The organism is Pedobacter sp. (assembly GCF_965279535.1).
Lineage (GTDB): Bacteria > Bacteroidota > Bacteroidia > Sphingobacteriales > Sphingobacteriaceae > Pedobacter.
Window position 1 is genome coordinate 3,429,182 of the sequence record NZ_OZ257244.1, and the last position, 25,845, is coordinate 3,455,026.

At 38.2% G+C, this 25,845-nt stretch carries 22 protein-coding genes; all 22 read left to right on the forward strand.

Translation table 11 applies throughout. From position 1 onward, the window contains the following. Window positions 1–8: 8 nt before the first annotated feature. The 22 genes from ACQY77_RS13925 to ACQY77_RS14030 all read left to right on the forward strand — a co-directional run bounded on the left by ACQY77_RS13925 (window position 9) and on the right by ACQY77_RS14030 (window position 25,796). Window positions 9–362, forward strand: coding sequence for a Sec-independent protein translocase subunit TatA/TatB (locus ACQY77_RS13925; RefSeq protein WP_421941548.1), 354 nt, complete (start codon window positions 9–11; stop codon window positions 360–362). An 11-nt stretch (window positions 363–373) separates the two neighbouring features. Next, complete coding sequence (locus tag ACQY77_RS13930) at window positions 374–574, forward strand: Sec-independent protein translocase subunit TatA/TatB (RefSeq protein ID WP_217643887.1); 201 nt, start codon at window positions 374–376, stop codon at window positions 572–574. An 18-nt stretch (window positions 575–592) separates the two neighbouring features. After that, window positions 593–2,011, forward strand: coding sequence for an Asp-tRNA(Asn)/Glu-tRNA(Gln) amidotransferase subunit GatA (gene gatA, locus ACQY77_RS13935; RefSeq protein WP_421941547.1), 1,419 nt, complete (start codon window positions 593–595; stop codon window positions 2,009–2,011). 110 nt (window positions 2,012–2,121) lie between these two features. Then, on the forward strand, window positions 2,122–3,519 hold the full coding sequence (locus ACQY77_RS13940; protein ID WP_421941546.1) for a transglycosylase SLT domain-containing protein: 1,398 nt from the start codon (window positions 2,122–2,124) through the stop codon (window positions 3,517–3,519). 412 nt (window positions 3,520–3,931) lie between these two features. Then, window positions 3,932–4,222 carry a hypothetical protein gene (locus tag ACQY77_RS13945; RefSeq protein ID WP_421941545.1) on the forward strand — a complete coding sequence of 97 codons (291 nt, stop codon included), beginning with the start codon at window positions 3,932–3,934 and terminating at the stop codon, window positions 4,220–4,222. Between the two features lie 10 nt (window positions 4,223–4,232). Beyond that, window positions 4,233–4,922 (forward strand): tetratricopeptide repeat protein, encoded by a 690-nt coding sequence (locus ACQY77_RS13950; protein WP_421941544.1) that lies wholly within the window; start codon window positions 4,233–4,235, stop codon window positions 4,920–4,922. Window positions 4,923–5,081: 159 nt separating this feature from the next. Continuing rightward, on the forward strand, window positions 5,082–5,240 hold the full coding sequence (locus tag ACQY77_RS13955; protein ID WP_428429946.1) for a hypothetical protein: 159 nt from the start codon (window positions 5,082–5,084) through the stop codon (window positions 5,238–5,240). 566 nt (window positions 5,241–5,806) lie between these two features. Next, entirely contained in the window at window positions 5,807–6,274 is a 468-nt protein-coding gene (locus ACQY77_RS13960) for a hypothetical protein (RefSeq protein WP_421941543.1), read from the forward strand. A gap of 98 nt (window positions 6,275–6,372) precedes the next feature. Continuing rightward, window positions 6,373–6,771, forward strand: a complete 399-nt coding sequence (locus ACQY77_RS13965; protein WP_421941542.1) for a hypothetical protein — start codon at window positions 6,373–6,375, stop codon at window positions 6,769–6,771. Continuing rightward, window positions 6,768–8,309 carry a DUF6734 family protein gene (locus tag ACQY77_RS13970; protein WP_421941541.1) on the forward strand — a complete coding sequence of 514 codons (1,542 nt, stop codon included), beginning with the start codon at window positions 6,768–6,770 and terminating at the stop codon, window positions 8,307–8,309. The genes ACQY77_RS13965 and ACQY77_RS13970 overlap by 4 nt, the downstream gene beginning before the upstream one ends. Before the next feature lie 19 nt (window positions 8,310–8,328). After that, window positions 8,329–8,793 carry a hypothetical protein gene (locus tag ACQY77_RS13975; RefSeq protein ID WP_421941540.1) on the forward strand — a complete coding sequence of 155 codons (465 nt, stop codon included), beginning with the start codon at window positions 8,329–8,331 and terminating at the stop codon, window positions 8,791–8,793. A 357-nt stretch (window positions 8,794–9,150) separates the two neighbouring features. Next, window positions 9,151–9,381, forward strand: a complete 231-nt coding sequence (locus ACQY77_RS13980) for a hypothetical protein (protein ID WP_421941539.1) — start codon at window positions 9,151–9,153, stop codon at window positions 9,379–9,381. Window positions 9,382–9,392: 11 nt separating this feature from the next. Then, window positions 9,393–10,031: a hypothetical protein gene (locus ACQY77_RS13985; RefSeq protein WP_421941538.1), complete on the forward strand. Its 639-nt coding sequence runs from the start codon at window positions 9,393–9,395 to the stop codon at window positions 10,029–10,031. 12 nt (window positions 10,032–10,043) lie between these two features. Further along, a complete protein-coding gene (locus ACQY77_RS13990; RefSeq protein ID WP_421941537.1) occupies window positions 10,044–10,619 on the forward strand; it encodes a hypothetical protein in 576 nt (191 codons plus the stop codon). Next, on the forward strand, window positions 10,616–11,224 hold the full coding sequence (locus ACQY77_RS13995) for a hypothetical protein (protein WP_421941536.1): 609 nt from the start codon (window positions 10,616–10,618) through the stop codon (window positions 11,222–11,224). Before ACQY77_RS13990 ends, ACQY77_RS13995 begins: the two co-directional genes overlap by 4 nt. A gap of 52 nt (window positions 11,225–11,276) precedes the next feature. Then, a complete protein-coding gene (locus tag ACQY77_RS14000) occupies window positions 11,277–11,480 on the forward strand; it encodes a hypothetical protein (protein WP_421941535.1) in 204 nt (67 codons plus the stop codon). Window positions 11,481–11,619: 139 nt separating this feature from the next. After that, window positions 11,620–13,938: an NADP-dependent malic enzyme gene (locus tag ACQY77_RS14005; protein ID WP_421941534.1), complete on the forward strand. Its 2,319-nt coding sequence runs from the start codon at window positions 11,620–11,622 to the stop codon at window positions 13,936–13,938. 6 nt (window positions 13,939–13,944) lie between these two features. After that, window positions 13,945–14,529 (forward strand): Holliday junction branch migration protein RuvA, encoded by a 585-nt coding sequence (gene ruvA / locus ACQY77_RS14010; protein ID WP_421941533.1) that lies wholly within the window; start codon window positions 13,945–13,947, stop codon window positions 14,527–14,529. 12 nt (window positions 14,530–14,541) lie between these two features. Beyond that, window positions 14,542–21,717 (forward strand): cell surface protein SprA, encoded by a 7,176-nt coding sequence (sprA, locus tag ACQY77_RS14015; protein ID WP_421941532.1) that lies wholly within the window; start codon window positions 14,542–14,544, stop codon window positions 21,715–21,717. Window positions 21,718–21,940: 223 nt separating this feature from the next. Next, window positions 21,941–22,321 carry a glycine cleavage system protein GcvH gene (gene gcvH, locus ACQY77_RS14020; RefSeq protein WP_421941531.1) on the forward strand — a complete coding sequence of 127 codons (381 nt, stop codon included), beginning with the start codon at window positions 21,941–21,943 and terminating at the stop codon, window positions 22,319–22,321. Then, window positions 22,311–22,736: a VanZ family protein gene (locus tag ACQY77_RS14025; RefSeq protein ID WP_421941530.1), complete on the forward strand. Its 426-nt coding sequence runs from the start codon at window positions 22,311–22,313 to the stop codon at window positions 22,734–22,736. Before gcvH ends, ACQY77_RS14025 begins: the two co-directional genes overlap by 11 nt. A 252-nt stretch (window positions 22,737–22,988) precedes the next feature. After that, window positions 22,989–25,796 carry an outer membrane beta-barrel family protein gene (locus ACQY77_RS14030; RefSeq protein ID WP_421941529.1) on the forward strand — a complete coding sequence of 936 codons (2,808 nt, stop codon included), beginning with the start codon at window positions 22,989–22,991 and terminating at the stop codon, window positions 25,794–25,796. Window positions 25,797–25,845 lie beyond the last annotated feature (49 nt).

Below are 25,845 nucleotides of genomic sequence, written 5' to 3' on the forward strand. Positions count from 1 at the left end.
TATTAGTGATGTATCAAGGCACGTTATTAGAGTTTTTAAACATGGGCGGATCAGAGATTGTGCTCATATTAGTGGTAGTACTTTTGTTATTTGGAGGTAAAAAATTACCCGAATTAGCAAGAGGGCTAGGGAAAGGAATCAGAGAGTTTAAAGATGCCTCAGACGGTGTTAAACGTGAAATTCACAGAAACATCAATGCAATGGATTTAGATAAAGAGGAAGACGAAGCAGTAGCGAGAAATAATCAGCGTCATCATCCAACAGAAGAACCTGCTGCTGATGATAAAGTCGGTTCAGATGTACCATCCCCTTCAAGTACTCCAGTTGACGAAAAAATTGAAACTGACAACCAAAAAGTTTAAACAAAAAAGTTATGTTAAATACAACAATAGCAGCAATGCTTGGCACACCAGAACTAATCATTATCGGAGTAGTGGTTCTTTTATTGTTCGGTGGTAAAAAAATTCCTGAATTGATGAGAGGTTTAGGTAAAGGTGTTAAAGAATTTAAAGAAGGTAAAGATGGTGTAGATGGCGATCAGGTTGATCCATCAAACCGCGATAAAACCGTTTAATTTCAATCATTTTTAGTTTTGAAAAAATACAGCTCTCTTAAGGAGATTCAAGCGCTCATTTCAGAAGGAGCTTTAACTTTACCGGAATTATTGGCTTATTATTTTAAGCAAATTGAAGAACACCAACACCTCAATGCATTCAATGAGGTGTTTTTTTATTCGGCCGAAGTTCAAGCCAAAGCAGTGCAGAGCAAGATAGAAGCAGGTACCGCAGGTAAGCTGGCAGGTATGGTTATCGGTATTAAAGATAATATCTGCTACAAAGATCACGTAGTAACTGCCTCCTCCAAAATGTTGGAGGGCTTTGTTTCGCCGTATTCTGCCACCGTGGTGGAGCGATTGCTTAAAGAAGATGCTGTAATTATTGGCCGCTTAAATTGCGATGAATTTGCAATGGGTGGTTCAAATGAAACTTCTTATTATGGTGCCGTTAAAAATGCGGTAGATCATGAACTTGTTCCTGGCGGATCATCAGGAGGTTCTGCTGTTGCTGTGCAGGCAGATATGTGTTTGGCAGCATTGGGAACAGATACTGGTGGTTCGGTTAGGCAGCCGGCAGCTTTCTGTGGTCAGGTAGGTTTAAAACCTACTTATGGCCGTATTTCCCGTTATGGTGTTATTGCCTATGCATCATCATTTGACCAGGTAGGGCCAATTACTTCTTCGGTAGATGACGCTGCCGTACTTTTGCAGGTTCTGGCAGGTGCGGATGACAATGATTCTACTGTATCTCCTATAGAAGTGCCTGATTACCCGGCATTACTTCAGCAGGATGGCAAGAAGAAAATTGCCGTACTAAAAGAAACCATTGAAAGTGACGCCCTAGACCCGGAAATTAAAACCGCTATTTTAAACGCAATAGAAGATTTGAAGGCCAACGGACATACCGTTGAATATGTCTCTTTTGACTTGTTAGATTACCTGGTTCCGGCTTATTATATTTTAACAGCGGCAGAAGCCTCTTCTAACCTTTCCCGTTACGATGGCGTTCATTATGGCCACCGCAATATGGAAGCTAAATCTCTGAATGAGCTTTATAAAAAATCGCGTGCAGAAGGTTTTGGAGAAGAAGTTAAACGCAGGATTTTATTGGGAACTTTCGTGTTAAGTGCCGGTTATTACGATGCCTATTATCAAAAGGCTCAAAAAGTGCGAAGATTGATCAGAGAAAAATTAGATGAACTTCTGGCCAGTTATGATTTGATCTTATCTCCGGTAGCACCAACAACACCATTTAAAATCGGCGATAATATGCAGGATCCTTTGGTAATGTATATGGCCGATATATTTACCGTATTGCCATCGCTGAGCGGAAATCCAGCCATAGCTTTGCCTTTGGGCAATAATTCGGAAGGTTTACCGTTAAGTATGCAGTTTATAGCCAAACATTTTGAGGAAGATAAGCTCCTGGCTTTTTCTCAGGCTTTTTTAAAATAAGCGTAATTTTTATCCAGTTACGCCCGGCATTGTATTAGGTTGAATGGCTCTATAGCTTAAAAGGTTAAGCCAGATCACATTAATTCAATGCTGAATTAAACAAATAGCCCATGATTAAAAAATTACTTTTTACCTCTATCTGTGCATTATTAGGACTTGTAACTTACACTTCAGCGCAACAAACACTTAAATTAGATAGCCTCCCAAAAGGGCAGAACAACATCTTCATCAATACCGATACCATTGCCATGCCGCAGGTTATCGAAAATCCGTTGATGATGAGCCAGAATTATATCTATAAGCTCAGGCTCGATTCAATTTCTAAATCAGTTCCGCTTCCTTATAACGAATACGTTCAGCAATATATAGATATATACGCCAAGCGAAAAGATATGTTTGGCAAAATGCTGGGCCTTTCCAACTACTATTTTCCCATCTTCGAAAAGGCTTTAAAAGAATATAATATTCCAACAGAGATAAAATACTTAACCATAGTAGAATCGCAAATGAATCCGCATGCCATTTCAAGGGTAGGCGCCACAGGAATCTGGCAGTTTATGTTTGGAACAGGGAAAGCTTATGGCTTAAAAATGGATAATTTTGTTGATGAACGTAAAGATCCGATCCAGGCCAGCTATGCTGCCGCGGCTTATTTTAGAGATGCCTTTGAAGAATTGGGCGATTGGCTGTTAGCCATTGCTGCCTATAATTGTGGCAAGGGTAATGTAACCCGGGCCATTGATAAAGCCGGTTCAAGAGACTTCTGGGAGATCAGGCAGTTTCTCCCTAAAGAAACCAGAAACTATGTTCCTGCCTTTATTGCTGCAATGTATGTAATGAATTACCCCGGCAAGCACCAAATAAACGCACAAGCCTGCAACATGTTCTTAAAAACAGATACGGTACAAACCAACCGTTTTGTTTCATTGGAAATGTTGGCAAAAGCCTTGAATGTAGACGAAACCGCACTTTTCGCATTAAACCCATCATACAAAAAGAAGATTGTAAACGGAACGGAAGATGAACCTAAGCGTATTGTAATGCCTAAACTTAAAGGCATCGATTTCGCCAGCGTTTATGAGGTACTCAATAATGATGCTGAAGTTGATATGAGAATTATCCAGGCCAGTACAGATGATGTGCGGGAACTGAGAAAAAAACGCGTAGTAACCGCCGGTAAGAATATGGTTTACCATAAGGTTACACCGGGGCAAAATCTTACTGCAGTAGCACTCAAATATGGCGTTGAAGTACAGGATTTAAAAGTTTGGAACGGCTTAAAAAGTAAAACCATTGTACCCGGACAGAAGCTCAAAGTTTATACAAAAAACCGTAATACATTAAAAGCACCCGCCTCTTTCTTAAGTTATAAGGTACAGGCAGGTGATACACTTTCGGGTATTGCCGAGAAATTTAACGGCGCAACAGTTCAGAGTATCAGAAAAGACAATGGCCTAAGCAAAGCATCTTTGCAGCCGGGTATGATATTAAAAATTAGTAAGGGCTAGTTTTCTATAGCTAATCAGGTAAAATTCCTAAATACATCAAAGCTGATTTTCATTTAAACTCGTTTAGCCAGCCTTACTGTTTTAAAAGAAACTCCAAAATGCGGTAAAGACATCTGGGTTTTCTCTCTTAATTGGCAGTACAACGCTATTGAATAAATTTGCTTGCCAAAGACTAATACGTCAAACGGAACCAACATAGGCGTAATAATTCTTCTATTAAAAACAATCCTCTTCGGGGAAAATTGTACCCAAATCGGGGAAAAAATGTAATGTTTATTTAGGCGGCAATAAAGTGCGAGAAACGGCTAAGTGTTTTCTCTGCTATCAGCAAACGATTTCTTTGCTGAAAATACCATTGTAGAAAGATTGGCACATTTATTTGACTCTTCCCCAGAGGAAAAGTGCCATCGACATGAGAAATATAACTTATAGTAACCGTTATGTTATCGGCTTTATTTTGATAAGTCTGTTATCATTTATAATCGAAGTATACCTGTTTATCGGTGCTGATACCTCGCAATCTTTACTTAATACTTCAAAGTACTTAGGCTTAACGATTACCTTGATGGTGGTTGTGATTGGTGTAGCCTACATACACTCGCTTATTAGCAATAATCGCCAATTGCAGCAAGCTGCCCATACTTGTTCGAAATATTGTTTACTCATTATTGCCCTTTATTCCTGGATTTTTCTGGTGCCCTAACACTAAACCTATGAAGACATTAATTACCCAATTGTTTATTCTTCTGCTTATTCCTGGTGCATTTGCCCAGCAATTAAATCATGAAGATTTTAACCCCAATAGCAGCTGGATCAAAACGAAAGGGGTTAAATTTTCTGAATCATCTGAGGTAGATAGCTTATGTGATAAGGCTAAAATGCATTATATTAAAGCACAATACAATGATGGTATTTTACTTTTAAAAAAGGCGAATGCAAAAGAAGAAGGTAATTACCGGATCAAAACAGCCATGGCATGGGCCTATCTTCAAATAGGCGATTATGATTCTGCCATAATGGGTTTTAATACGGCGCTTAAGCTCCAGCCTAATGACAGTTGTGCCCGGCGGAACTTAATTTTATGCTATGCACAAAAGCGCGACTATAAAGGTGCTTGTGCAAAGGCGCGTGAATACATCAGGAGCTATCCCGATGATCCGGGTGGTTACTATACTTTTATGCTTGCGCAGTTCAGCCATGATCGCTACGGCGCAGCCATCGAAAATGGACAAAAAGCGGTAGCACTATTCAGGAAAACTAACAATAAGGCCATTTATTCTGCACAGTACTGGCTGGCCAAATCCTATTATGCAGAAAAAGATTATGCCCATTCCGATGAAGTATTTCAATGGTTAAGGGATCAGGGTGTAAAGGTAGAAGAGAAGTACAGGGTACATTTGTGATGTTGCAGCTGAAATCCAAAACCATAAACACCACCTTCGTTCCGTTTTAACCACTCAAATTTATAACCAGATATTCCGGTGTAGCTGCTCATGGCAGTGCTTTGCCTTTCATCTGGGGTAAATGAAATCCAGGTATGAATATAGCTTCCCTATTCATACATGGATGTCAATCTGCTCTACACCATCACTTCTCCTGGTGCCGCCAATTTAAAATATGCCCGCTGGTCTTTTGCACTCGTAAGACCTGGCCGCATGCTGTGCAGTTATCATTCGCAGTTTAGATTTGAAATTGTATTCAACCCTGATAAAGGGAATTAAGGGCTGGAGGAAATACTGCATCCATGTAAAACCAGTTCTGCAGGCCTTTTGATTAACCGTGCTCTTTTTGTTTTTTGAACTTAAGCCCGGTACGGTAATGCTTCCATATCTACTTTTCCTATAAACCACTATTGATTCCGTTCTTAAATGTTCCCAAGATATGCAAAGGGTTATAAGCTGGTATCTATCTCAGTAAATTTAGTTCAGGTTTAAAACGCATTTTGTTCGGGTACATTTGTCACAAGTCCGAACCAACCCCGTACTAACCCCGTTTTAATTTCGTTTTAAGGGATATTCTTTCTTGCTCGTTTTCCATTTTAACCAACATGACTTGGGCAAGTTAATCTAGAAATCTCGCCCAATTTAAATCTCAAATTGGGGAAATTTTGTGGATTTATCTCCACAAAAGGTAATAAACTATAAATCTTGATATTGCTCTATCAGGTGTATTTATGGATAATAATGTGTTGGCATGGTATTTCTATTTAATTTAATAGGATCACTTCAAATTAACCTTACTATGAACCGATTTATTACCCAATCAGTCTTTGAAAGCTTAATATTTTATGGTAAGATTTTTTAAAGGGAGCTGTTTGGTTCTAAGTTTGTTGATCTTGCATATTTTGCTAAAAGCTTGTTCTCAAGAGCACTCCAGAGGGGATATTGAAGAAAAATTACAGGGCACCTGGGTAGGAGTGGTCAGGGACTTTGATTATTCCCTTAGAAATAGGCTAGAGATTAAGATTTCTGGGAACAACTTTGCTGTGAGGAAAAATGACTTTTTCAAAGGCAATACACCAATGATTAAAGTTCCTGATTATGACATGTCTTACCGTGTTTTTATTCATTCAAAAGGAGATACGATTGTGGAAAGGAGATATGGCTTACCAAAATCGCTCAGTAATGAGCCTACATATGCAAAACTAGAGATGATCAATCTTGATACAATAAGGCTTATTTTCCTCTTTAAAATGAGAGAAGGCGTGTTTACTAGCGATCAGGTAACAGGTTTGTATTTAAAGAAAATCAATTAAATCTGCATATCGGGCATTGCTATGGCTTTTTCTGGATTAATCTGGAATAGCCCAAATCATGGTGTTAAAGAATGTTCAATTCGACTAAAAAGCAATACATGAAATTAATAGCCATCTGCAACAGGTGGCTACATCGATTTCCAACAGATATAGACTCGTACTACATACGCGGCATTTATGCGGAAAGGGCAGGCGAGTTGACATCAGCAACTACTGATTTCATGCTTGTTCTGGAAAGTTTAAATCGTACTCCTTTCGATATGGCAGAAAGTAGGGATAAGAAATTGATTGACGAGGCTATTGCTATTGCCCTGGTGTATTTTGGAGCAAATGATATAGATAAGGCAATTGCCATCATTGAGAAAATCAAGGTTAATTATGCTAATAATAGTAAAGTAATATCTGCCAATGAAATTATAAGTGTCAGAACCCGTGATGAATACCTTAACCAATACATAGCAGAAAGATCTAAACGGTTCGCTAAAAGAAATAAATGAAGATTATACAAAGCTATTGGTCGAGAGGTAAGACAAATATTTTGACAGATCAGTCCGGATGGGTTGCGCCTGAGTATAATTTAATGAGCTGGGCCCTAAGTTGTTTACAACTTAAAAAATTCTATAAAAATGTAATTCTATATGCTGATTCTACCACAAAAAAGATATTAATAGATGAGTTAAGGCTGCCTTATAGTGAGGTGAATTGCGAGCTAGATGTGCTCAATCCGTACGATCCTGAGTTATGGGCCTTACCTAAGATATATGCTTACTCTGTACAGAACTCACCCTTTTTACATGTTGATGGTGATGTTTTTATTTGGAAAGCTTTTGATCAAACGCTGCTCAATCATGATCTGATCGCGCAAAATCTAGAGAGTGCGAGTAAGTATTACAATGAAATCATGCACGAATTAGAAATGCATCTTAGCTATTTTCCAGGGGAAATTATTTCCGAACGAAAGGCTAGAAATTTGATAAAGGCTTATAATGCAGGTATATTAGGAGGGCAAGATTTCAATTTCTTCAAGGAATATACTCGCAAGGCATTCGATTTCGTCAATAAAAATATTCAACAACTTTCAAACATTCAGGTACATAATTTTAATATTTTCTTTGAACAATATCTTTTTTATTGTTTGGCTAAAGCAAAAAACAAAAATGTAGGAGTACTGCTAGACAAAGTGTATGGAGACAATGACTATAAAGGATTCGGAGATTTTATGGAAGTTCCGCACAACAAGCAATACTTACATATTTTGGGTACTTATAAAAGAAATGAAACGGTTTGTGTTCAATTAGCTAACAGACTACGATTGGATTATCCAGACTATTATTACAGAATAATAAGACTGTATAAAAAACATAATATTTCACTTCTGCATGATTACTACCATTCTGGTAATATCATTCCGTCTAGTAAAGAAAGTACTGGACTTAAAAATAAATATGTATTGGAAATGCTACCAATTGAGGATGGAGAGGTGGATCAAACACAAATATTAGCAACAACTAAACCGTTTTCAGGCTTGAGCCAAAATCAAATCATAGATTTAGATTCATTTAGGGCCGATTTGAATTCAATAAAACGCAAAAAGTTCCTAAGATTATCGAAGTCATTTTTATACGGGAGAGACCTGAATCACACCGCTTACTTTGGATTTCTATTTAACGATTTATCTAAGATTTATGTTAAAAATTTGATTGCGTTGCCAAATTACGGAATTATTAAAAGTGATTACGATTGGAGTAAAATTAATAGCACTCCATTTTATGTGGAAAATACCAAACCTGGTAGTAAGTACACACTAGTGGTCCCCGAATGTGATCAGAACGGTTATTCACTTGCTAATTTAGACCTATTGGATATTGAAATACTTAAGCGCTTAAAAACCCCAAAATCTGTAGGCCGTTTGCTAAACAACTGTAGACGAATGTTTTTTACAGATGACTTAAAAGTATCTGAGAAGGAATTCGAAGCGCTAATTTTTGGTAGAATAAAAAAAGGAATTCATAATAAAGTTATTAAGGTAGTCTGATAATGGTTTTATAATATAAATGAGAACTTTCAAAACAAGTGGTTTTAGGCTTAGTTGTTTTTTTCTGTTGCTCTTTCTTGAATCCTGTGTACAAGATACTTCCAGAAAAGATATTGAAAAAAAATTACAGGGCACCTGGGTAGGAGTAGTCAAGGACTTTGATTCTTCAGTTATAAATAGGCTTCAAGTAAAAATTAAAGGGAACAACTTTGGCTTAAGAGACATTAAATTTTTCGAAAACGATAAATTAAAAAAAATAGTCCCAGATTATGACATGTCTTATCGTGTTTTTATTCATTCAAATGGAGATACGATTGTCGAACGAAAATATGGCTTACCAAAATCGCTCAGTAATGAGCCTACATATGCAAAACTACAGATGATCAATCTTGATACGATAAGGCTTATTTTTCTCTTTAAAATGAGAGAAGGCGTGTTTACTAGCGATCAGGTAACAGGTTTATATTTAAAGAAAATCAATTAAATCAGCCTATCGGGCATGGCTATGGCTTTTTCTGGATTAATATAGAATAGCCAAAACATGGTAATAAAGAATGTTCAATTCAACTAAAAAGCAATACAAAAATTAATAGCCACCTGCAACAGGTGGCTACGTTCAAAGGGGAATTCTGCAAGTAGTTAAACCATTTCATTGAATATCAATATCCCCAAATTGGGGATTATAATGAGGAATTATTTCAACAACATTTCTCTGCCGTTGTAGGCCAATTGTTCGGGAATCTATTTCTTGTGGCTATTTTACCAATAATAGAAGGTTGTTTTTCTAATGAATTAGTTGGCATGGTGTTTTTACTGATTGACGTAACTAAAAGCTCAAATAATGAAAAAAACTAGATTAGCGTTCGACCTTCTAGAGAAGGAAATGCCGATACTTCATAAAGCCAGTACTCAGAAATTACTAGTAGGCTTACATTTTGATAATTATGAAGATCCTATAGCTTTTATTCTAAATTATGACGTAACGGATGAAATTGCTGGCAAAACCTATTTCTCTGGAAGTAATGGGACTTTAATGAACTGCCAACCAGTACAATTGATAGTAACTTGGTAAACACGCTTGTTATGATATTCCACAATAAACAGGAGATAGCATATGATATGAAACCACTGGCGGTTAAAGAAATGAAAAGGATGTCAATATTCTTGATATTCTTTTTGGGTCTTAATATCATGCATGTTTCGGCTCAAAGGAATAAGATTGATACGATTAGGATGAAGATCGCGTTGCTTGAATGCTACATTCAAAATCCAAAAGGGCCCGGTAATTATCTTGATATATTTAGCGATAAGTACATAATTGAATTAGATAATGCTATTGAAAATTCAATGGGTTACCTTGATTTATTGCGCCACAATACAGAAATTATTGATGGGGTATTAATTTATAATGATGACCTATTAACATATAATTTGGGAGGGATGGGCAATATGGGGTTGAATTTTACAAAGTTTTTTGATAAAATACCTGCTTTTGGGTATATGGATAATGTAAAACCCTTACAGGTTGATTATTTTAAAAACTACCGTTATTATACCGCTTATAAATTTGATGTAGAGTGGGTAAAATACACATTTATCTACCAGACCCAAAAAGATGATGTTTGGGCAGAAAGATATTGGGGACAGAGACCTAAAGCACCTAAGAATATCTTTGTTTATTATGTGTTAAATAGGATTTTCTCAAAAGCCCAAATGGAATGATAAAATTAAGCCATGAAAAATATATTTTTTACAGCATTACTCTTCTTAGCCTATAGTTCACATCTGTTTGCCCAAAAAATAAAAATTGACACCATCAGGCAAACAATAGTGTTTATACATTGTGCTGTTATAACTCCAGACGATACTTCGTCACGTATTGACTACCGCGAGAAAGATTTTATATGGTCACTTAAAAATAAAGCTGATCTAGAGAGCAAGAAATATCTTGAAGCCATTAAAGGGAATCCAGAAAACAGCTTATATATTTTTGATGAGGATTTGCTGGTGTATAATGGTGTAGAAATTACCAGATTAGGCTTGGAGTTTATACCATTAATCGATCATATGTTGAAGATGGGTTATATATATGATCACAAAAACCTTTTGCCACCGCCCTATGATACCCAATATAGAAGTTACTCGGCATATAAAATGGATACCCAGTGGGTGAGGTATACTTTTTATGATCCTTCGAAAATAACGAAAGACTGGCAAAGGGGTTATCTATCGCAAGTACCTAAAGCTGATGGAAAGAACTATTGTTACTATATTTTGGATAAGGTTTTTTCTAAGACTTATATAGAATGATTACCCTGAAACAACCGATAGCTAAAGCGATGAAAATAATTGTTGCATTTGTGGTATTTCTGATCACATTTCATGTAAACCTGTTTGCCCAAAAAATAAAAAAGGACACCATCAGGCAAACGATGGTGTTACTTCATTGTACTACAATTCCAGTTGATGATTATCGTGATTATATTGATATTTCTCAAAAAGACTTCATCTGGTTCATAGATAATGAAGTTAGTATTGGAACGAAGAATTATCTTAATGCAATTATTCAAAATAATGTTAATGGTTTGCTCATTTATAATGAGGATTTATCGATGCTTCATTGGCATGCGATTAAAATGTTAGGATTGAACTTTCCTCAGGTTATTAAAAAACTACCCGATTTAGGATATCTGGGAGATAGGCCAAAAGCATTACCGGCTCCTTATACTAAAAGTTATAAGCGTTTTTCTGCCTATCGGATGGAAACTCAATGGATAAAATATACCTTTTGTAATTCTTCCAAGACTAAAACCAATTGGAAAACAAGATATCTATCCCAAGTACCTAAAGCTGATGGGAAAAACTATTGTTACTATATTTTAGATAAGGTATTTTCTAAGAAATACATAGAGTGAGGAGGATATTTGGAAAGCCGAATGAAAGGAATGCAGTTATACTTGCATAGAGATGATGCATAGCGCCTTACCAATAATTGTTAGCGATGTAGATGGTCTAAAAGAAATGGTAAATGACGACTGCGGCATTCGCATTAAGGTGGATCTTAAGGAAGATAAAGTTTCGATAAATGAAAAGGATAAATCTCCACCTGCCTTCTTCCATTATTTTAACCACCTGTTACCCAAACTGAACAAAAAGATCAGGGCGAAATAAGCGTTAAGTCGCATCTTTGCTAATAGCTGGCTGAAATAGAGCTCCAGAGGGAGTTTTATTGCCTGATTTTGCTGGGAATATTTATTTTCTGCCTAGTAAAAGAATTGTACCTTTGCCCCGGTCACTAATAAGTTACGTAATGAGTAAAACGAATAGAAAGCAAGATGCGCTTGATTACCACTCGCAGGGTCGTCCAGGGAAGATACAAGTAGTACCTACTAAACCTACGAATTCGCAAAGAGATTTAACTTTGGCTTATTCTCCGGGTGTTGCAGAACCATGCTTACAAATTGCAGAAAATACTGAAGATGTTTATAAATACACCGCTAAAGGTAACCTGGTTGCGGTAATTAGTAACGGTACAGCCGTTTTAGGATTAGGCGATATTGGCCCTGAGGCAGGTAAGCCGGTAATGGAAGGTAAAGGATTACTTTTCAAAATCTTTGCTGATATTGATGTATTCGATTTAGAATTGGATACTAAGAATGTAGATGATTTTGTAAAGATTGTTAAGGCATTAGAGCCTACTTTTGGAGGTGTAAACCTCGAAGATATCAAAGCTCCGGAGTGTTTCGAAATCGAGCGTCGCTTGAAAGAAGAAATGAACATTCCGGTAATGCACGATGATCAGCACGGAACGGCGATTATCTCTGCTGCAGCATTAATCAATGCCTGCGAAATCCAGAAGAAAAAAATGGACAAGATTAAGATTGTGGTAAACGGTGCTGGTGCCGCTGCAATTTCTTGTACTAAACTATACGTGTCTTTGGGCGCGAAAAAGGAAAACATTGTAATGTGCGATCGTTCGGGTGTTATCCGTAAAGACCGTGAAAATTTAGATGCGATTAAAGCTGAATTTGCGACAGATAGAAAAATCAATACGCTTGATGAGGCCATGGTCGATTCGGATGTATTTATCGGACTTTCATCTGCAGATTGTGTAAGTGCAGAAATGTTAAACTCGATGGCTAAGAACCCTATTGTTTTTGCCATGTCGAATCCAAATCCGGAGATTAACTACGAACTGGCCATTAAAACCCGTAAAGATATCATTATGGCTACCGGCCGTTCTGATTATCCTAACCAGGTTAACAATGTACTGGGTTTCCCATATATCTTCCGTGGTGCGCTGGATGTGAGGGCAACAGCGATTAACGAGCCCATGAAGATTGCTGCCGTTAAAGCAATCGCTGAATTGGCTAAAAAATCAGTTCCAGAGGCAGTTAACTTAGCTTACAACGCGCGTAACCTCAAATTTGGTAAAGATTATATTATCCCTAAACCGGTAGATTTCCGTTTAATTACCGAAGTTTCTACAGCTGTAGCCAAGGCTGCAATTGTAAGTGGGGTTGCCCGTAAAATCATCACCGACTGGGATGCTTATACAGAGGAACTTAGAAAACGTTTAGGCTTAGATGATGCCATTATGCGTGCCATCACCATTAAAGCTAAATCTGATCCTAAGCGGGTAGTTTTTGCTGAGGCAGATAACTATAAAATCCTGAAAGCGGCTCAGATTGTTAATGATGAAAATATTGCCATTCCTATCCTTTTAGGTAACAAAGAAAAAATTCAGGCCATCATAGATGAGCACGGATTAGAACTGGATGGTGTGCAGATCATTGATCAGATGCAAGAGCCTGAAAAAACAAAGAAATATGCAGATGCACTTTATAAAAAACGCCAGCGTAAAGGCGTTTCGGCAAGTGATGCAGTTAAACTACTGAGAGACCGTAACTATTTCGGGGCTTCAATGGTAGAGTTTGGCGAAGCAGATGCATTAATTTCGGGTTTAACAAAGAACTATGGTTCAACCATTAAACCAGCACTTCATGTAATTGGTGTAGAGCCTGGGGTTAAACGTGTTGCGGGAATGTATATGATGATGACCAAAAAAGGACCTGTTTTCTTCGGTGATACTACTGTAAACGTAGATCCAACGGCAGAAGAACTGGTAGATATTACTTTGTTGGTAGATAAATCTGTTAAGCAGTTTAACATTAAGCCGCGGATTGCCCTACTCTCTTATTCTAACTTCGGTTCTAATGATGGCATAACCCCAAATAAAGTTCGCGAAACAGTTAAATTGTTGCATAAAAACCATCCTGAAGTAGTAGTTGATGGAGAAATGCAAGGTAACTTTGCTATTAATAATGAGTTGTTAAAAGACAATTTTCCTTTCAGCACGCTGGCAGATGCACCTGCGAATACCTTAATTTTCCCTAACCTGGAATCAGGTAACATTGCTTACAAGCTGTTGCAGGAACTGGGTGGTGCAGAAGCAGTAGGCCCGATTTTATTAGGCTTAAATAAACCTGTTCATATTGTTCAATTAGGAAGCTCGGTACGGGAAATCGTAAATATGGTTACTATTGCAGTAGTAGATGTTCAAGCTAAAGAAGAAATTGCGGGAACTTCAAAACGAAAAGGTATATTTGGAAAAACAACTAAAAAGTAGAATTACATGTACGCCTATATTGATGGTAAACTTACATTTAAAAACCCGGCCTATGTTGTGGTTGAAGCTGGAGGTATAGGTTATCATATTAACATCTCTCTGAATACATACAGCAATCTTAGTGATAGCGAAAGGTGTAAATTATATACCTGGCTGCATGTTAAGGAGGATGCACACACTTTATACGGCTTCGCTGATGAAGGCGAACGCCGTTTATTTTTACATCTTATCTCGGTATCTGGCATAGGGCCAAATACCGGGAGGATGATTTTATCATCCATAACCCCTGAAGAAATCCAAACTGCAATTGTGAAGGCTGATCTTCCTTTAATACAGCGTATTAAAGGTTTAGGAGCAAAGACAGCCCAACGTTTAGTACTGGAACTTCAGGATAAATTGAAAAAAGAAGGAGCAGATTCATTAATTTCTATTCCTCAGCACAATACAATTAAAGATGAAGCGTTATCAGCATTGGTAATGCTCGGATTCGCCAAACAAACCGCCGAAAAAACTATAGATCAGATTTTAAAAGTGACAGAGGGGACACTTTCGGTAGAGCAACTAATTAAACAAGCTTTAAAAAAATTATAGATCGTAACGCCTTTGAAGAGAATTTCTACACTCCTATTTCTCATCCCCATTTTCCTGATTGCTTCTAAAAACGTCTTTTCTCAAGTTGTTCCGAGCAAAACTGATACTGTTGCGTCTAAAAATAATTTTAGTTTACGCGAAAAGCAGCTACTTGGTCTTAGCCCATCTACAAACCCTTTCTACCCATTGCCCAGCAATTCTAAAAGGCTTGTAGAGTACGACGCGAAAAATAAACGGTATATCGTAAAAGAACTCATTGGGGACAAGTATGTTACCCAAACACAATACCTTACTGTTGATGAATATCAACGTTTGATTAACAGTGAAATTAAACGGGGCAATTGGAGAAGTATTTCCAATGCGGAGGTGAGCGATTATAGAAATACAGGCGTTATTCCTCAAATTCAGGTGAACAGTAAATCGTTCGAGAAGCTTTTTGGCGGATCAACAATCGATATTCAACCCCGGGGTGAGGCTGAGCTGACTTTCTTAGGCCGGATCAATAAAAACGAAAATCCACTTTTTAACGAACGCCAAAGGGTACAAACCAATTTCGATTTTAACCAAAGGATTCAAATGGATCTTGTGGGTAATATCGGAACGAAGTTAAAAATCAAGAGTAACTACAACACTGAAGCACAGTTTGATTTTGAGAACCAGATTAAATTGGATTACACCGGTGGTGCTGACGAAATTATTCAGAAAATAGAGGCAGGTAACGTAAGTTTACCACTTAACACCAGCTTAATTACAGGAACACAGGCACTTTTTGGGGTTAAAACCCAGCTTAAGTTCGGTAAATTGAATGTAACCAGTGTATACACGCAGCAAAAATCTGAGTCGAGAGAGTTAAGGATTACAAACGGGGCACAACAAAATACAACTACAGTAAATATTGATAATTACGAGGCCAACAAGCATTATTTCCTAGCACAATATTTCAGAAATAATTACAATAAGTACCTCGCTAATGCACCAATTATCACCTCACCCATCCAGATTACTAAAATAGAAGTTTGGATTACCAATAAGGCAGGAAGTACTACCGATTCAAGGGATGTTTTGGGGCTTTTGGATTTGGGTGAAAACCAACCTTATAACCCGCTTTTTGTGGGCAATGGTTCGGCGTTGCCGGGCGGAACTACCGCTACAGGTTTCCCGCAACAATCAAATAATTTATTGGCCTCACTTCCTGCAGCAGCAAGGTTTACCAATGACAATGCCATTATTAACTATTTCCAGGGCTCTGGGGGTACAGATAACTTTGCCAAGCTAACCTACGCCCGTAAGCTTACAGAAAGGGAATTTACTTTTCAGCCACAACTGGGATACATTTCCCTTAATAACCCGCTAAATGCAGATGAAGTACTTGCGGTAGCTTATCGTTATACCTACAATGGTGTAGAATATCAGGTGGGTGAGTTTTCTACAGATGTGTCTTTCGATTCTAATAATCCGAAGATGTTGTACGCAAAGTTGCTTAAAAATGAAACGACTAAAATAGCTCTACCAACCTGGGATTTGATGATGAAAAACATCTATTCCATTGGTGGATACCAGATTAGTACACAAAACTTCAGATTAGATATTTACCGTATCGACAATGGAACAGGTGTAGAGAACCCGGTGATGACGGAGGGGCAAAATACCGCTAATAAACAATGGATTGCCTTAACTGAATTTGACCGTTTAAATCAGCAAAATGAGCGTCAGCCGGATGGGATTTTCGATTTTGTGGCCTCGAACAATGCATTTGGAGCCTATTCCACCAGTGCGAATACAGCCAATACGCCTTTTGGTTCTAACCTTTCTGCATCAGGTTTATCTTCATTGGTAACCAATACCAACAAGGGCTACATTACCATCGATCCGGCTAACGGGCGAATTATATTTCCGATTATAGAGCCTTTTGGGAAGGACCTTGCCGCCAGATTTTTACCCGGTGAGCAGGCTTTAATTGACAAATATACTTTTACAGCACTTTATGATTCAACTCAAACCATAGCCAAACAGCTTTTTCAGGATAAAAACAGGTATGTAATTAAAGTTAACTATCAATCGGAAGTATCTTCTGAATTTTCTTTAAATGCCATTAATGTGCCAGAAGGATCGGTAAAAGTTTTTGCAGGAACCATGCCTTTAACAGAGGGGGTAGATTTCACTGTAGATTACCAGGGAGGCCGTGTAAGTATCATTAATCAGGCCTTGTTGGTATCCGGACAACCGATAAGAATTACTACTGAAAACAATGAACTTTTCGGACTTCAGCAAAAATCGCTTTTTGGAACCCGTTTAGACTACCGCGTAAACAACAAGTTGAATTTAGGCGGTACTTTCATGAACCTCACTGAAAAACCACTAACCCAAAAAGTAAATATTGGTGATGAGCCCATTTCAAATACCATTTGGGGGGCAGATATCAACTACAGTTCACCATCAAGGTTTTTAACCAAGTTGGTAGATAAAATTCCATTGATTTCTACTAAAGTACCATCAAGTGTAACCTTTTATGGAGAGTTTGCGCAATTGGTTCCTGGGCATCCAAGAGCATTAAATTTTGCAGGTAGTGAAAACGGAGTAAGTTATTTAGATGATTTTGAAGCATCAAGATCGGTTATTGATTTAAAAAGTGCGATTGCCTGGCAGCTTTCCGGAACGCCTCAAATGTTTAGTGAATCGCAACTGGTAGATGACTTAGCTTATGGTTACAACAGGGCACGTGTAGCTTTCTATAATATCGATCCTACCTTTTATAACTCGGCAGCTTCAACTACACCGACCAATATCAGGAACAACCGTAACGAACTTTCTAACCACTACGTAAGGGAAGTTATTGAGCAAGAGGTTTTTCCTTTTAAAGAAACCGCTACAGGGCAGGCCTTAAATATTACTACTTTAGATGTGGCTTACTATCCAACAGTAAGAGGACCTTATAACTACCGTACCAGCGGTTTCAAAACAGATGGTTCATTGCTTTTGCCACAAAATAATTGGGGTGGTTTTCAGCGTAAAATCGAAACCAATGATTTCGAAGCGTTGAATGTTGGTTTCATTGAATTCTGGGTAATGGATCCTTTTATCTACAAACCCAACTCTGCAGGGGGTGATGTTTATTTTAACCTGGGTAACATCTCCGAAGATATTTTAAAAGATGGAAGGAAATCATTGGAGAATGGTTTGCCGGCAACAGATGACCCAAGCAAGTATGATGAAACTAAATGGGGAAGGGTTCCTAAATTACAACCCGTAATACAGGCTTTTGATAATGACCCCAATGCAAGACGCGCCCAGGATGTGGGTTTAGATGGTTTAACCGATGCCAACGAAAGGGCCAAGTTTGCTGCAGATCTTAATCTGATTAAAGCACAGTTAAGTCCTACCGCTGCTGCTGCGTTAGAGGCCGATCCGTCTTCCGATAATTATACTTATTTCAGAGGCCCGGCATTAGACCAGATTAACGCCGGCATTTTAAAACGCTACGAAAAATACAACGGTCCCGAGGGTAACTCTAAAACTTCACAGCAATCGCAGGAAGAGTTAGGTTTAGAAAACTCGGCCTCTACATCTTTACCTGATGGGGAAGATATTAACCGCGACAACAACATGACGCAAAGTGATGAGTATTTTCAATACAAAGTTTCAATGCGACCTGGTGATTTAGTTGTTGGCCAAAATTTTATTACCGATAAAGTTACTTCACAAGTAAAATTAGCTAATGGTAATACACAGGCAGTATCCTGGTATCAGTTCAGGATTCCGATTGGAAATTACCAGCAAAAGGTTGGTGGCATCCAGGATTTTAAATCAATCCGTTTCTTCAGAATGTTCATGACCAATTTTGCCGATACTGCTGTAATGCGTTTTGCTAAACTACAATTGATCAGGGGAGAATGGAGAGCATTTAACGCTTTAAATGAAGCGGCTCAGGTTATTGTAGATCCATCACTACCGGCATTGTCGCCAGATAATTCTACCATTGAAGTTTCTACAGTTAATATTGAGGAAAACGGTAAACGTTCACCAATTCCTTACGTTACACCTCCAGGTATTTTAAGAGAGCGCGATTATAGCAACTACCGAGGCGATACGCGCTTAAACGAACAATCGCTTTCAGTTACGGTTAAAAACCTAAGGGATGGATATGGCAGAGCTGCATTTAAAACGGCTTACAGTGATTTCCGCTCATACAAACATTTGGAGATGTATGTTCATGCGGAGGCAACGAACAATCAACCCATATATGATAAGGATGTAGCGGCATTTTTGAGAATTGGAACAGATAACCTGGATAACTATTACGAATACGTAATGCCATTAAAGATTACCAATCCAGGTACGAGTGATCCTGATGCCATCTGGCCAGAAGCCAACAGGATGGATATCGATTTAACGCTTTTCCAAAATGCTAAATTAGCCCGGAACAACGCCCGGCAGGCTAACGGTCAGCCATGGCCAATTAATGTTCCTTACACCTATTCTGATGGCGCCAGAACCATCATTGTAAAAGGACAGCCTGATATGAGTAAGGTTCGGGTGTACATGTTGGGTGTAAAAAATCCGCTGCGGAACCTGGCCCAGGGCGAGAGTGATGATGGACAGGATAAAACAGTGTTGGTTTGGTTTAATGAGTTAAGATTAACCGAATTTGATGAAAGGGGAGGCTGGGCAGCAACAGCACGTTTAAACCTGAAGCTTGCTGATTTTGCCGATGTTAATATTTCAGGGAGTAAATCAACCATAGGTTTCGGAACAATAGATTCTAAAGTAAGTGAGCGTAACCGTGCAGATAATGTGCTGCTTGATGTTTCTTCATCAGTTGAGTTAGGGAAATTCCTGCCACAAAAGTCAGGGGTTAAAATTCCAATGTTTGTAAGTTACTCTAAACAGGTATCTACACCACAATATAACCCGCGAACACCAGATATTGAATTGAAGAATGCACTGGATAATTCGACTAAAGAACAAAAAGATAGTATTTTAAATTTTGCTCAGGATTATACCATCAGACGAGGAATTAACTTTACCAATGTGCGTAAAGAACGAACCAATACCGCTAAGCCAGTGCATTTATGGGATATAGAGAACTTCTCTGCAAGTTATGCTTATACACAATACAACCACCGCGATTTTATCAATCAAAGTAGTATCCAGAATACCTACAGGGCATCTTTGCAGTATAACTATTCAAGAGAAGCCAAAACAATAGCTCCATTTGAGAAGATTATCAAATCAAATATGCTGGCGCTGTTGAAAGACTTTAACTTTAGCATATTTCCAAGCGCAATTAATTTTAGAATAGATGTAGATCGTTTATATTCTGAAAATACATTGCGTAATAACGACCCTAATAACACCATCGGTGTTTTTAGAAACGGATATGGTACCACCTTCAATAAAAACTTTACCATGAGCCGGATTTATGGTATTGCCTGGAACTTAACCCGATCACTACAATTGGATTTTAATGCTACCAATTACTCCATCATTGATGAACCTAACGGCAGGATTGAGGGCTTAAAACGGGATACGGTTTGGGAGAACTTAAAACGTTTGGGAAGAACTACAGATTATAACCATAACTTAAATGTAACTTATAACCTTCCGATAGATAAAATACCGGGGTTAAACTGGGTGGTGGTAAAAACCCGTTATGGAACCAACTTTAACTGGCAAACCGAGCCTCTGGCTACCCTTAGAGATCCGAATATTAATTTAGGGAATACAGTTCAAAACAGCAGAACCGTTCAAATTAACCCGACCTTAAACCTCACAACATTATACAATAAGTTTGGCTTTATTCGAAAGTCGGGCAGTAGCCAGGAAGGCGGAGGGGCGAGGAGTTTCTTCGTTAATTTACTCACAAGTTTAAAGAATATTAATGCCGCCTATACACAAACTAAAGGAACATTCTTACCCGGGTATTTGCCTAAAACTTCTTACTTTGGAATTGATAATGTTACAGGAGCCCCAGGTTTAGGTTTTGTATTTGGAAGCCAAAGGGATATTCGGGATATGGCATTGGGTAATGGCTGGTTAACCAGCGATACCTTGCAAACGCAATTCTATGTCACTACATTGAGAGAAGACTTAAGTTTAACGGGACAACTGGAACCTTTTAAAGATTTAAGAATTACTTTAAAAGCGAACAAAGCCCAAACCAAAAACTATTCTTCAAATTTTAGGTATGTAGATAGTCAGTCGGGTTTCGAAAACCTGAGTGCAACCACACAAGGTGATTACAGCATTTCGTATATCGCTTTAGGAACTGCTTTTAAAGAAAGCAATGCCAGTACCATATCTACGCTGTTTCAGCAGTTTATGGCCAACAGAATTCTGATTTCGAGAAGGCTGGGAGCGCAGAATCCAAATTCTTCTGGTACAAATGCAGGGTTTGCAGATGGCTATAGCAAAGAAAGTCAGGATGTAATTATTTCAGCCTTCATGGCGGCCTATAGTGGTAAGGATCCCAATAAGATCAGCATGAATGCTTTTCCGAAGATCCCGCTTCCTAACTGGAGCTTAACTTACAGTGGCCTAACACGCATTCCTTTCATCGCAGATCGTTTCTCTTCGATTGATATCCGACATGGTTATCGCTCAGCTTATAATATTAATGGCTTTAACTCTTTAATCAGATATTCAGAGGTGAACGGCTACTCGAGCAACAGAGATGCGAATAATAACTTTTTACCTGAATTTCAGTTTGCACAGGTTACCGTATCAGAGTATTTCTCTCCTTTAGTGGGCGTTGATACCCGGTTTAAAAATAACCTGACCGCTTCATTCGAGTTGAACAGATCGAGGTTACTGGCCTTAAGCTTATCGAATAGTCAATTGGCTCAATTGTCAGAAAACAACATGGTTTTAGGTATCGGTTACCGTACCAATAAATTCAGATTTCCATTTGGATGGTTTAAGAGCCTGAAAATGGATAACAATATGGATTTCAAACTGGATGTTGCCATTAGAGACAATAAAACAGTTATACACCGGGCTGATGTTGTGGATGCAGAAGTGTCTTCGGGCGCTAAAAACATTACCTTAAGACCAAGTGTGGATTATGTATTGAATCAGAAATTTAACATCAAACTTTTCTATGATTCTAACATCACCAAGCCTTATACTTCTCAAACCTTCAATACCTCATTTAGTAACTTCGGGTTTAGTTTGAGGTTTACGTTGAATTAATTAGAGAAGGATTGAATTAGAGAATGATTGAATGAGAGAATGAGTGGATGGTTGAATGAGAGAATGAGTGGATGGTTGAATGAGAGAATGAGTGGATGATTGATTGAGAGAATTAGGGAATGAGAGAATTGCTAAATCAATTCAATCCTTCAAATCTCCCTAATTAATCTTTTTATCATTCCAACATATTAATTAACTTTGGAAAACTAATTTATAAAGACAAATGAATTTTCCATCAGAATTAAAATACACGAAGGACCACGAATGGGTTAAGGTTGAAGGTAATGAAGCATATGTAGGTATTACTGACTTTGCTCAGCGCGAATTAGGTGATATTGTTTATATTGACATCAACACTGTTGGTTCAGAAGTAGCGAAAGATGAAGTTTTCGGTACTGTTGAAGCAGTTAAAACAGTTTCAGATTTATTTATGCCGGTTACCGGAACCGTTTTAGAAGTAAATGCATCTTTAAACGATAACCCTGAATTGGTAAATTCTGATCCTTACGGTGAAGGCTGGATGGTAAAAGTTTCATTGGCTGATGCTGCTGAGGTAGAAGGCTTACTTACCGCAGAAGCTTATCAGGCATTAGTTGGCGCATAATTTTAACCGCGATATTTTGTACAAAGCACTAAAACGACAGCAATGGGCCATTATTTGGACACTGATCGTTTTGGTGCTTTGTAATATACATATGCCCGAGTCAGAAGGAGAGGGTTTCTTCTTTGATGGATTCGACAAAATGGCTCACCTTGGTTTTTTCTTTATCTTAAGTGTGCTGCTGTTTTACGGCAAAATAAAATATCAGCATAGTTTTGGTTTCAGAACTTTAACGATATTTAAGATTCTGGTAATCAATGCTGTTATTGGTGGCGGGATTGAAATATTACAATGGAAAGTTTTTACCTATCGTTCTGCCGAATGGTGGGATTTTACCTGCGATATGCTGGGCGCTTTAATGGCAGTGTTCAGCTATGTTTTACTCCATAAATTGAATTTCAATGAAAAAGCTAGCTAGTATAATAGGTTTAGTTGTGATGGTTAGCTTTTCGGGCTGCAGTGTCTTCAAAAAAGATTGCAACTGCCCTAAAGTTTATTACCGTAGCTACCCTGCACAACGCTAAAACAAACAAGTTTCCTCCCACAGGTTTGTAAATTGGCCATCCGGCTGTATTTAAAATGTTACCAAGCATTTAACACATCTTAACAAACCTTTCCGGCTTTGCTTAGTCTGATAGCATAGTTTTGTACTAATATTATCTAAAATTTGATGAAGAGAAACGTTCAAAGAGCAATTTTTATTGTTCTTATTTTTTGTGGATACATCGCTCAAGCACAGAATACTGGCTCAATCAGCGGCAAGGTGATCAATGCTAAGGACAAAAAGCCGATTGATTTTGCAACTATTGCAATCAGAAATCTTAAAGATTCGACTGTTGTTACCTCCGGACAAACCAATCCTGACGGAACATATAATTTTAAGGGCATTGCTCCCGGTAAGTATAGGGTGTATGCTGCATTCTTGGGCCTGCAAACCACTACGAAAGATGTAGAAGTAGCCAAAGCCGCGGTTACCGTTCCCGATATTTTAATGGCCGATGATGGTGTGGATTTAAGTACGGTAAATGTTACCGCAACCATTCCCATCGTAGTGAAGAAAGATACCCTGGAGTTTGATGCCAAATCTATAAAAGTGAGGGAAAATGCTGTCGTTGAAGATTTATTGAAAAAAGTACCTGGAGTGGAGGTGGCAAAAGATGGTAGCGTAAAAGCACAAGGAGAAACCATTACCAAAGTTAAGGTGGATGGTAAGGAGTTCTTTGGAAACGATCCGCTACTGGCGACAAAAAATCTTCCTGCAGATATGGTGGATAAAATCCAGGTGATTGATGAATTATCTGAACAAGCTCAATTTACCGGAATAGATGATGGAACGAGAAATAAGATTTTAAATATTACGACCAAAAGCGGGATGAAGCATGGTTATTTTGGCAATAGTACCGTAGGATATGGCTCAGACGACCGTTATGATGCCAGCCTGAACGTTAATAAGTTTGATGATGAAAGGCAAATCAGTTTCATTGGTCAGTTCAATAATGTCAACAAACAAAACTTTGGTCAAGGTGGTGGTGTTGGAAATGGTTTTGGTGGCGGCGGTCGTGGCGGCTTCGGCGGTGGGGGTGGTGGCGCTAGTACAAGCTCCGGATCGGGGGGAATTACCAATACGAATGCAGCCGGACTTAACTTCGCAGATACGTTTAATGATGGAACGCAATTTCAGGGGAGTTACTTCTTTAACAAGGCGAGTTCAGAGAGTATCCAGAACTCTAATGTTCAAAATCTTGCTGGTGCCCGTACATCCAATATCAATGAAAACTTAAACCGAACAACAGACCGTATAAACCATCGTTTTAATTTTATGGTGGATACCAAGATAGATCCATCATTATCCATAAAAATCCAGCCCAATATTTCCTACACCGAAACCGATGGTAGCAGTCTTAGTGACTATACCCGCGATTATGTAACCACTTTAACCAAAGGCTCACAAGAAAATACCACTACTGCTGCAACGCCATCAATCAGCAATAACTTATTGGTACGCAAAACCTTTAAACGTCGTGGCCGTACGCTTTCACTTAATGTAAATACCAATATCAATGATAATGACGGTACAAACTTAAACTACCGTTCAGACAAGATAACGACTGGTACGGTAATAAGAGACTCCGTAACGAATCAATTAAATAATACCAATAGCCACGCCATTAGCAATACGACCAGATTGGTTTATACAGAACCCATTAACAAGACATTAAGTGTGGAGTTTAACTATCAAAATGGCTATTCAAATAGTGATTCTCACCGTGATGTATATAATTTCAACCCGGTAACATTGCAATACGATTTAGTAGATAATACTTTTTCTAATATTTATAATAACAGAACACTTACTAACGCTGCTGGCTTAAGTTTTACCACTACAGAAAAAAAATACAACTGGAATATAGGTGTTGCGGCTCAGCAAACCAATAGGGTAAATACCAATTTAAGCACCGGGTTAGTACGCACGCAGAATTTTATCAATATCACCCCATCTGCACAGTTCAGGTATAATTTCAGTAACCGTAAACGTTTATTCATTAATTATCGTGGTTCAACCACACAACCGAGTATAGATCAGATTCAACCGATTCCGGATAATACCAATTCGCAAACCTTTTATGTAGGTAACCCTGCATTAAAACCCTCTTTCAACAACCAGTTAAGGGTTAACTTCAATAATTTTAATATAGAAACCGGTAGATTTTTCTTTGCAGGATTAAACTTAACACAAACATTTAACAGCATCGGGAATACAGTAATTCCCCTGGCTAACGGTGTGCAACAGGTAAGCTATATTAACGTTGATGGTGTTTACGCAGGAAATGCGAACGCTACCCTATCTTTACCTTTAATGGCCGAGCGTAAACTAACACTAAACATTTCTGGAAATGGTTCATACAACAGGAACGTTAACTTTATCACCATTGGAAATACTAACGACCTGGTAAAAAATGTAACCAACAGCTACACCCTCTCTAACGGTTATAAATTGGTTACAAATGTTGATAAGTTTGATTTAACGGGAGGCATTACCGGAAGTTATACCAATTCTGCTTTCTCTGCACGCCCAAGCTCAAATACTCAATTCTATACTATTAACCCAAGTTTTGACGTGAGTTATCTTTTACCGGGTAATATCAGATTGGCGATTGATTTAGATTATTTCAGAAATTTTGGTGGCGGAGACTTATATAACCAGGAGTATACCATTCTTAACCCTTACATCAGTCGCCAGTTTTTTAAGAACCGTGCCACCTTTAAGTTTTCTGTAAATGATGCACTTAATCAAAATACAGGAATTAGCAGAACGGCAACAGGTACATCCATTACCGATCTAAGTTATAATGTATTGAAACGATACTACATGTTTTCTTTCACCTATTCATTAACACGCATTGGCGGAAGAACGATAAGTGGAGATATCCCGGTTCCTGGTCAAGGTGGGGGCAGGGAAATGCGCATGAGAATGTAAACAACAAAATAAATGAATTGGCCCGTTTAACGGGCCTTTTTTTTTTGCA

Bases quoted from the DNA above. Each gene is read 5' to 3' on its own strand.
- ACQY77_RS13965 (WP_421941542.1), top strand. From the start codon at position 6,373: ATGAAATTAATAGCCATCTGCAACAGGTGGCTACATCGATTTCCAACA.
- ACQY77_RS13925 (WP_421941548.1), top strand. From the start codon at position 9: ATGTATCAAGGCACGTTATTAGAGTTTTTAAACATGGGCGGATCAGAG.
- ACQY77_RS13960 (WP_421941543.1), top strand. From the start codon at position 5,807: ATGGTAAGATTTTTTAAAGGGAGCTGTTTGGTTCTAAGTTTGTTGATC.
- ACQY77_RS13950 (WP_421941544.1), top strand. From the start codon at position 4,233: ATGAAGACATTAATTACCCAATTGTTTATTCTTCTGCTTATTCCTGGT.
- ACQY77_RS13985 (WP_421941538.1), top strand. From the start codon at position 9,393: ATGATATTCCACAATAAACAGGAGATAGCATATGATATGAAACCACTG.
- ACQY77_RS13945 (WP_421941545.1), top strand. From the start codon at position 3,932: ATGAGAAATATAACTTATAGTAACCGTTATGTTATCGGCTTTATTTTG.
- ACQY77_RS14005 (WP_421941534.1), top strand. From the start codon at position 11,620: ATGAGTAAAACGAATAGAAAGCAAGATGCGCTTGATTACCACTCGCAG.
- ACQY77_RS13930 (WP_217643887.1), top strand. From the start codon at position 374: ATGTTAAATACAACAATAGCAGCAATGCTTGGCACACCAGAACTAATC.
- ACQY77_RS13975 (WP_421941540.1), top strand. From the start codon at position 8,329: ATGAGAACTTTCAAAACAAGTGGTTTTAGGCTTAGTTGTTTTTTTCTG.
- ACQY77_RS13970 (WP_421941541.1), top strand. From the start codon at position 6,768: ATGAAGATTATACAAAGCTATTGGTCGAGAGGTAAGACAAATATTTTG.
- ACQY77_RS14030 (WP_421941529.1), top strand. From the start codon at position 22,989: ATGAAGAGAAACGTTCAAAGAGCAATTTTTATTGTTCTTATTTTTTGT.
- gcvH (WP_421941531.1), top strand. From the start codon at position 21,941: ATGAATTTTCCATCAGAATTAAAATACACGAAGGACCACGAATGGGTT.
- ACQY77_RS13980 (WP_421941539.1), top strand. From the start codon at position 9,151: ATGAAAAAAACTAGATTAGCGTTCGACCTTCTAGAGAAGGAAATGCCG.
- ruvA (WP_421941533.1), top strand. From the start codon at position 13,945: ATGTACGCCTATATTGATGGTAAACTTACATTTAAAAACCCGGCCTAT.
- ACQY77_RS13940 (WP_421941546.1), top strand. From the start codon at position 2,122: ATGATTAAAAAATTACTTTTTACCTCTATCTGTGCATTATTAGGACTT.
- ACQY77_RS13955 (WP_428429946.1), top strand. From the start codon at position 5,082: ATGGATGTCAATCTGCTCTACACCATCACTTCTCCTGGTGCCGCCAAT.
- ACQY77_RS14000 (WP_421941535.1), top strand. From the start codon at position 11,277: ATGATGCATAGCGCCTTACCAATAATTGTTAGCGATGTAGATGGTCTA.
- ACQY77_RS13990 (WP_421941537.1), top strand. From the start codon at position 10,044: ATGAAAAATATATTTTTTACAGCATTACTCTTCTTAGCCTATAGTTCA.
- ACQY77_RS13995 (WP_421941536.1), top strand. From the start codon at position 10,616: ATGATTACCCTGAAACAACCGATAGCTAAAGCGATGAAAATAATTGTT.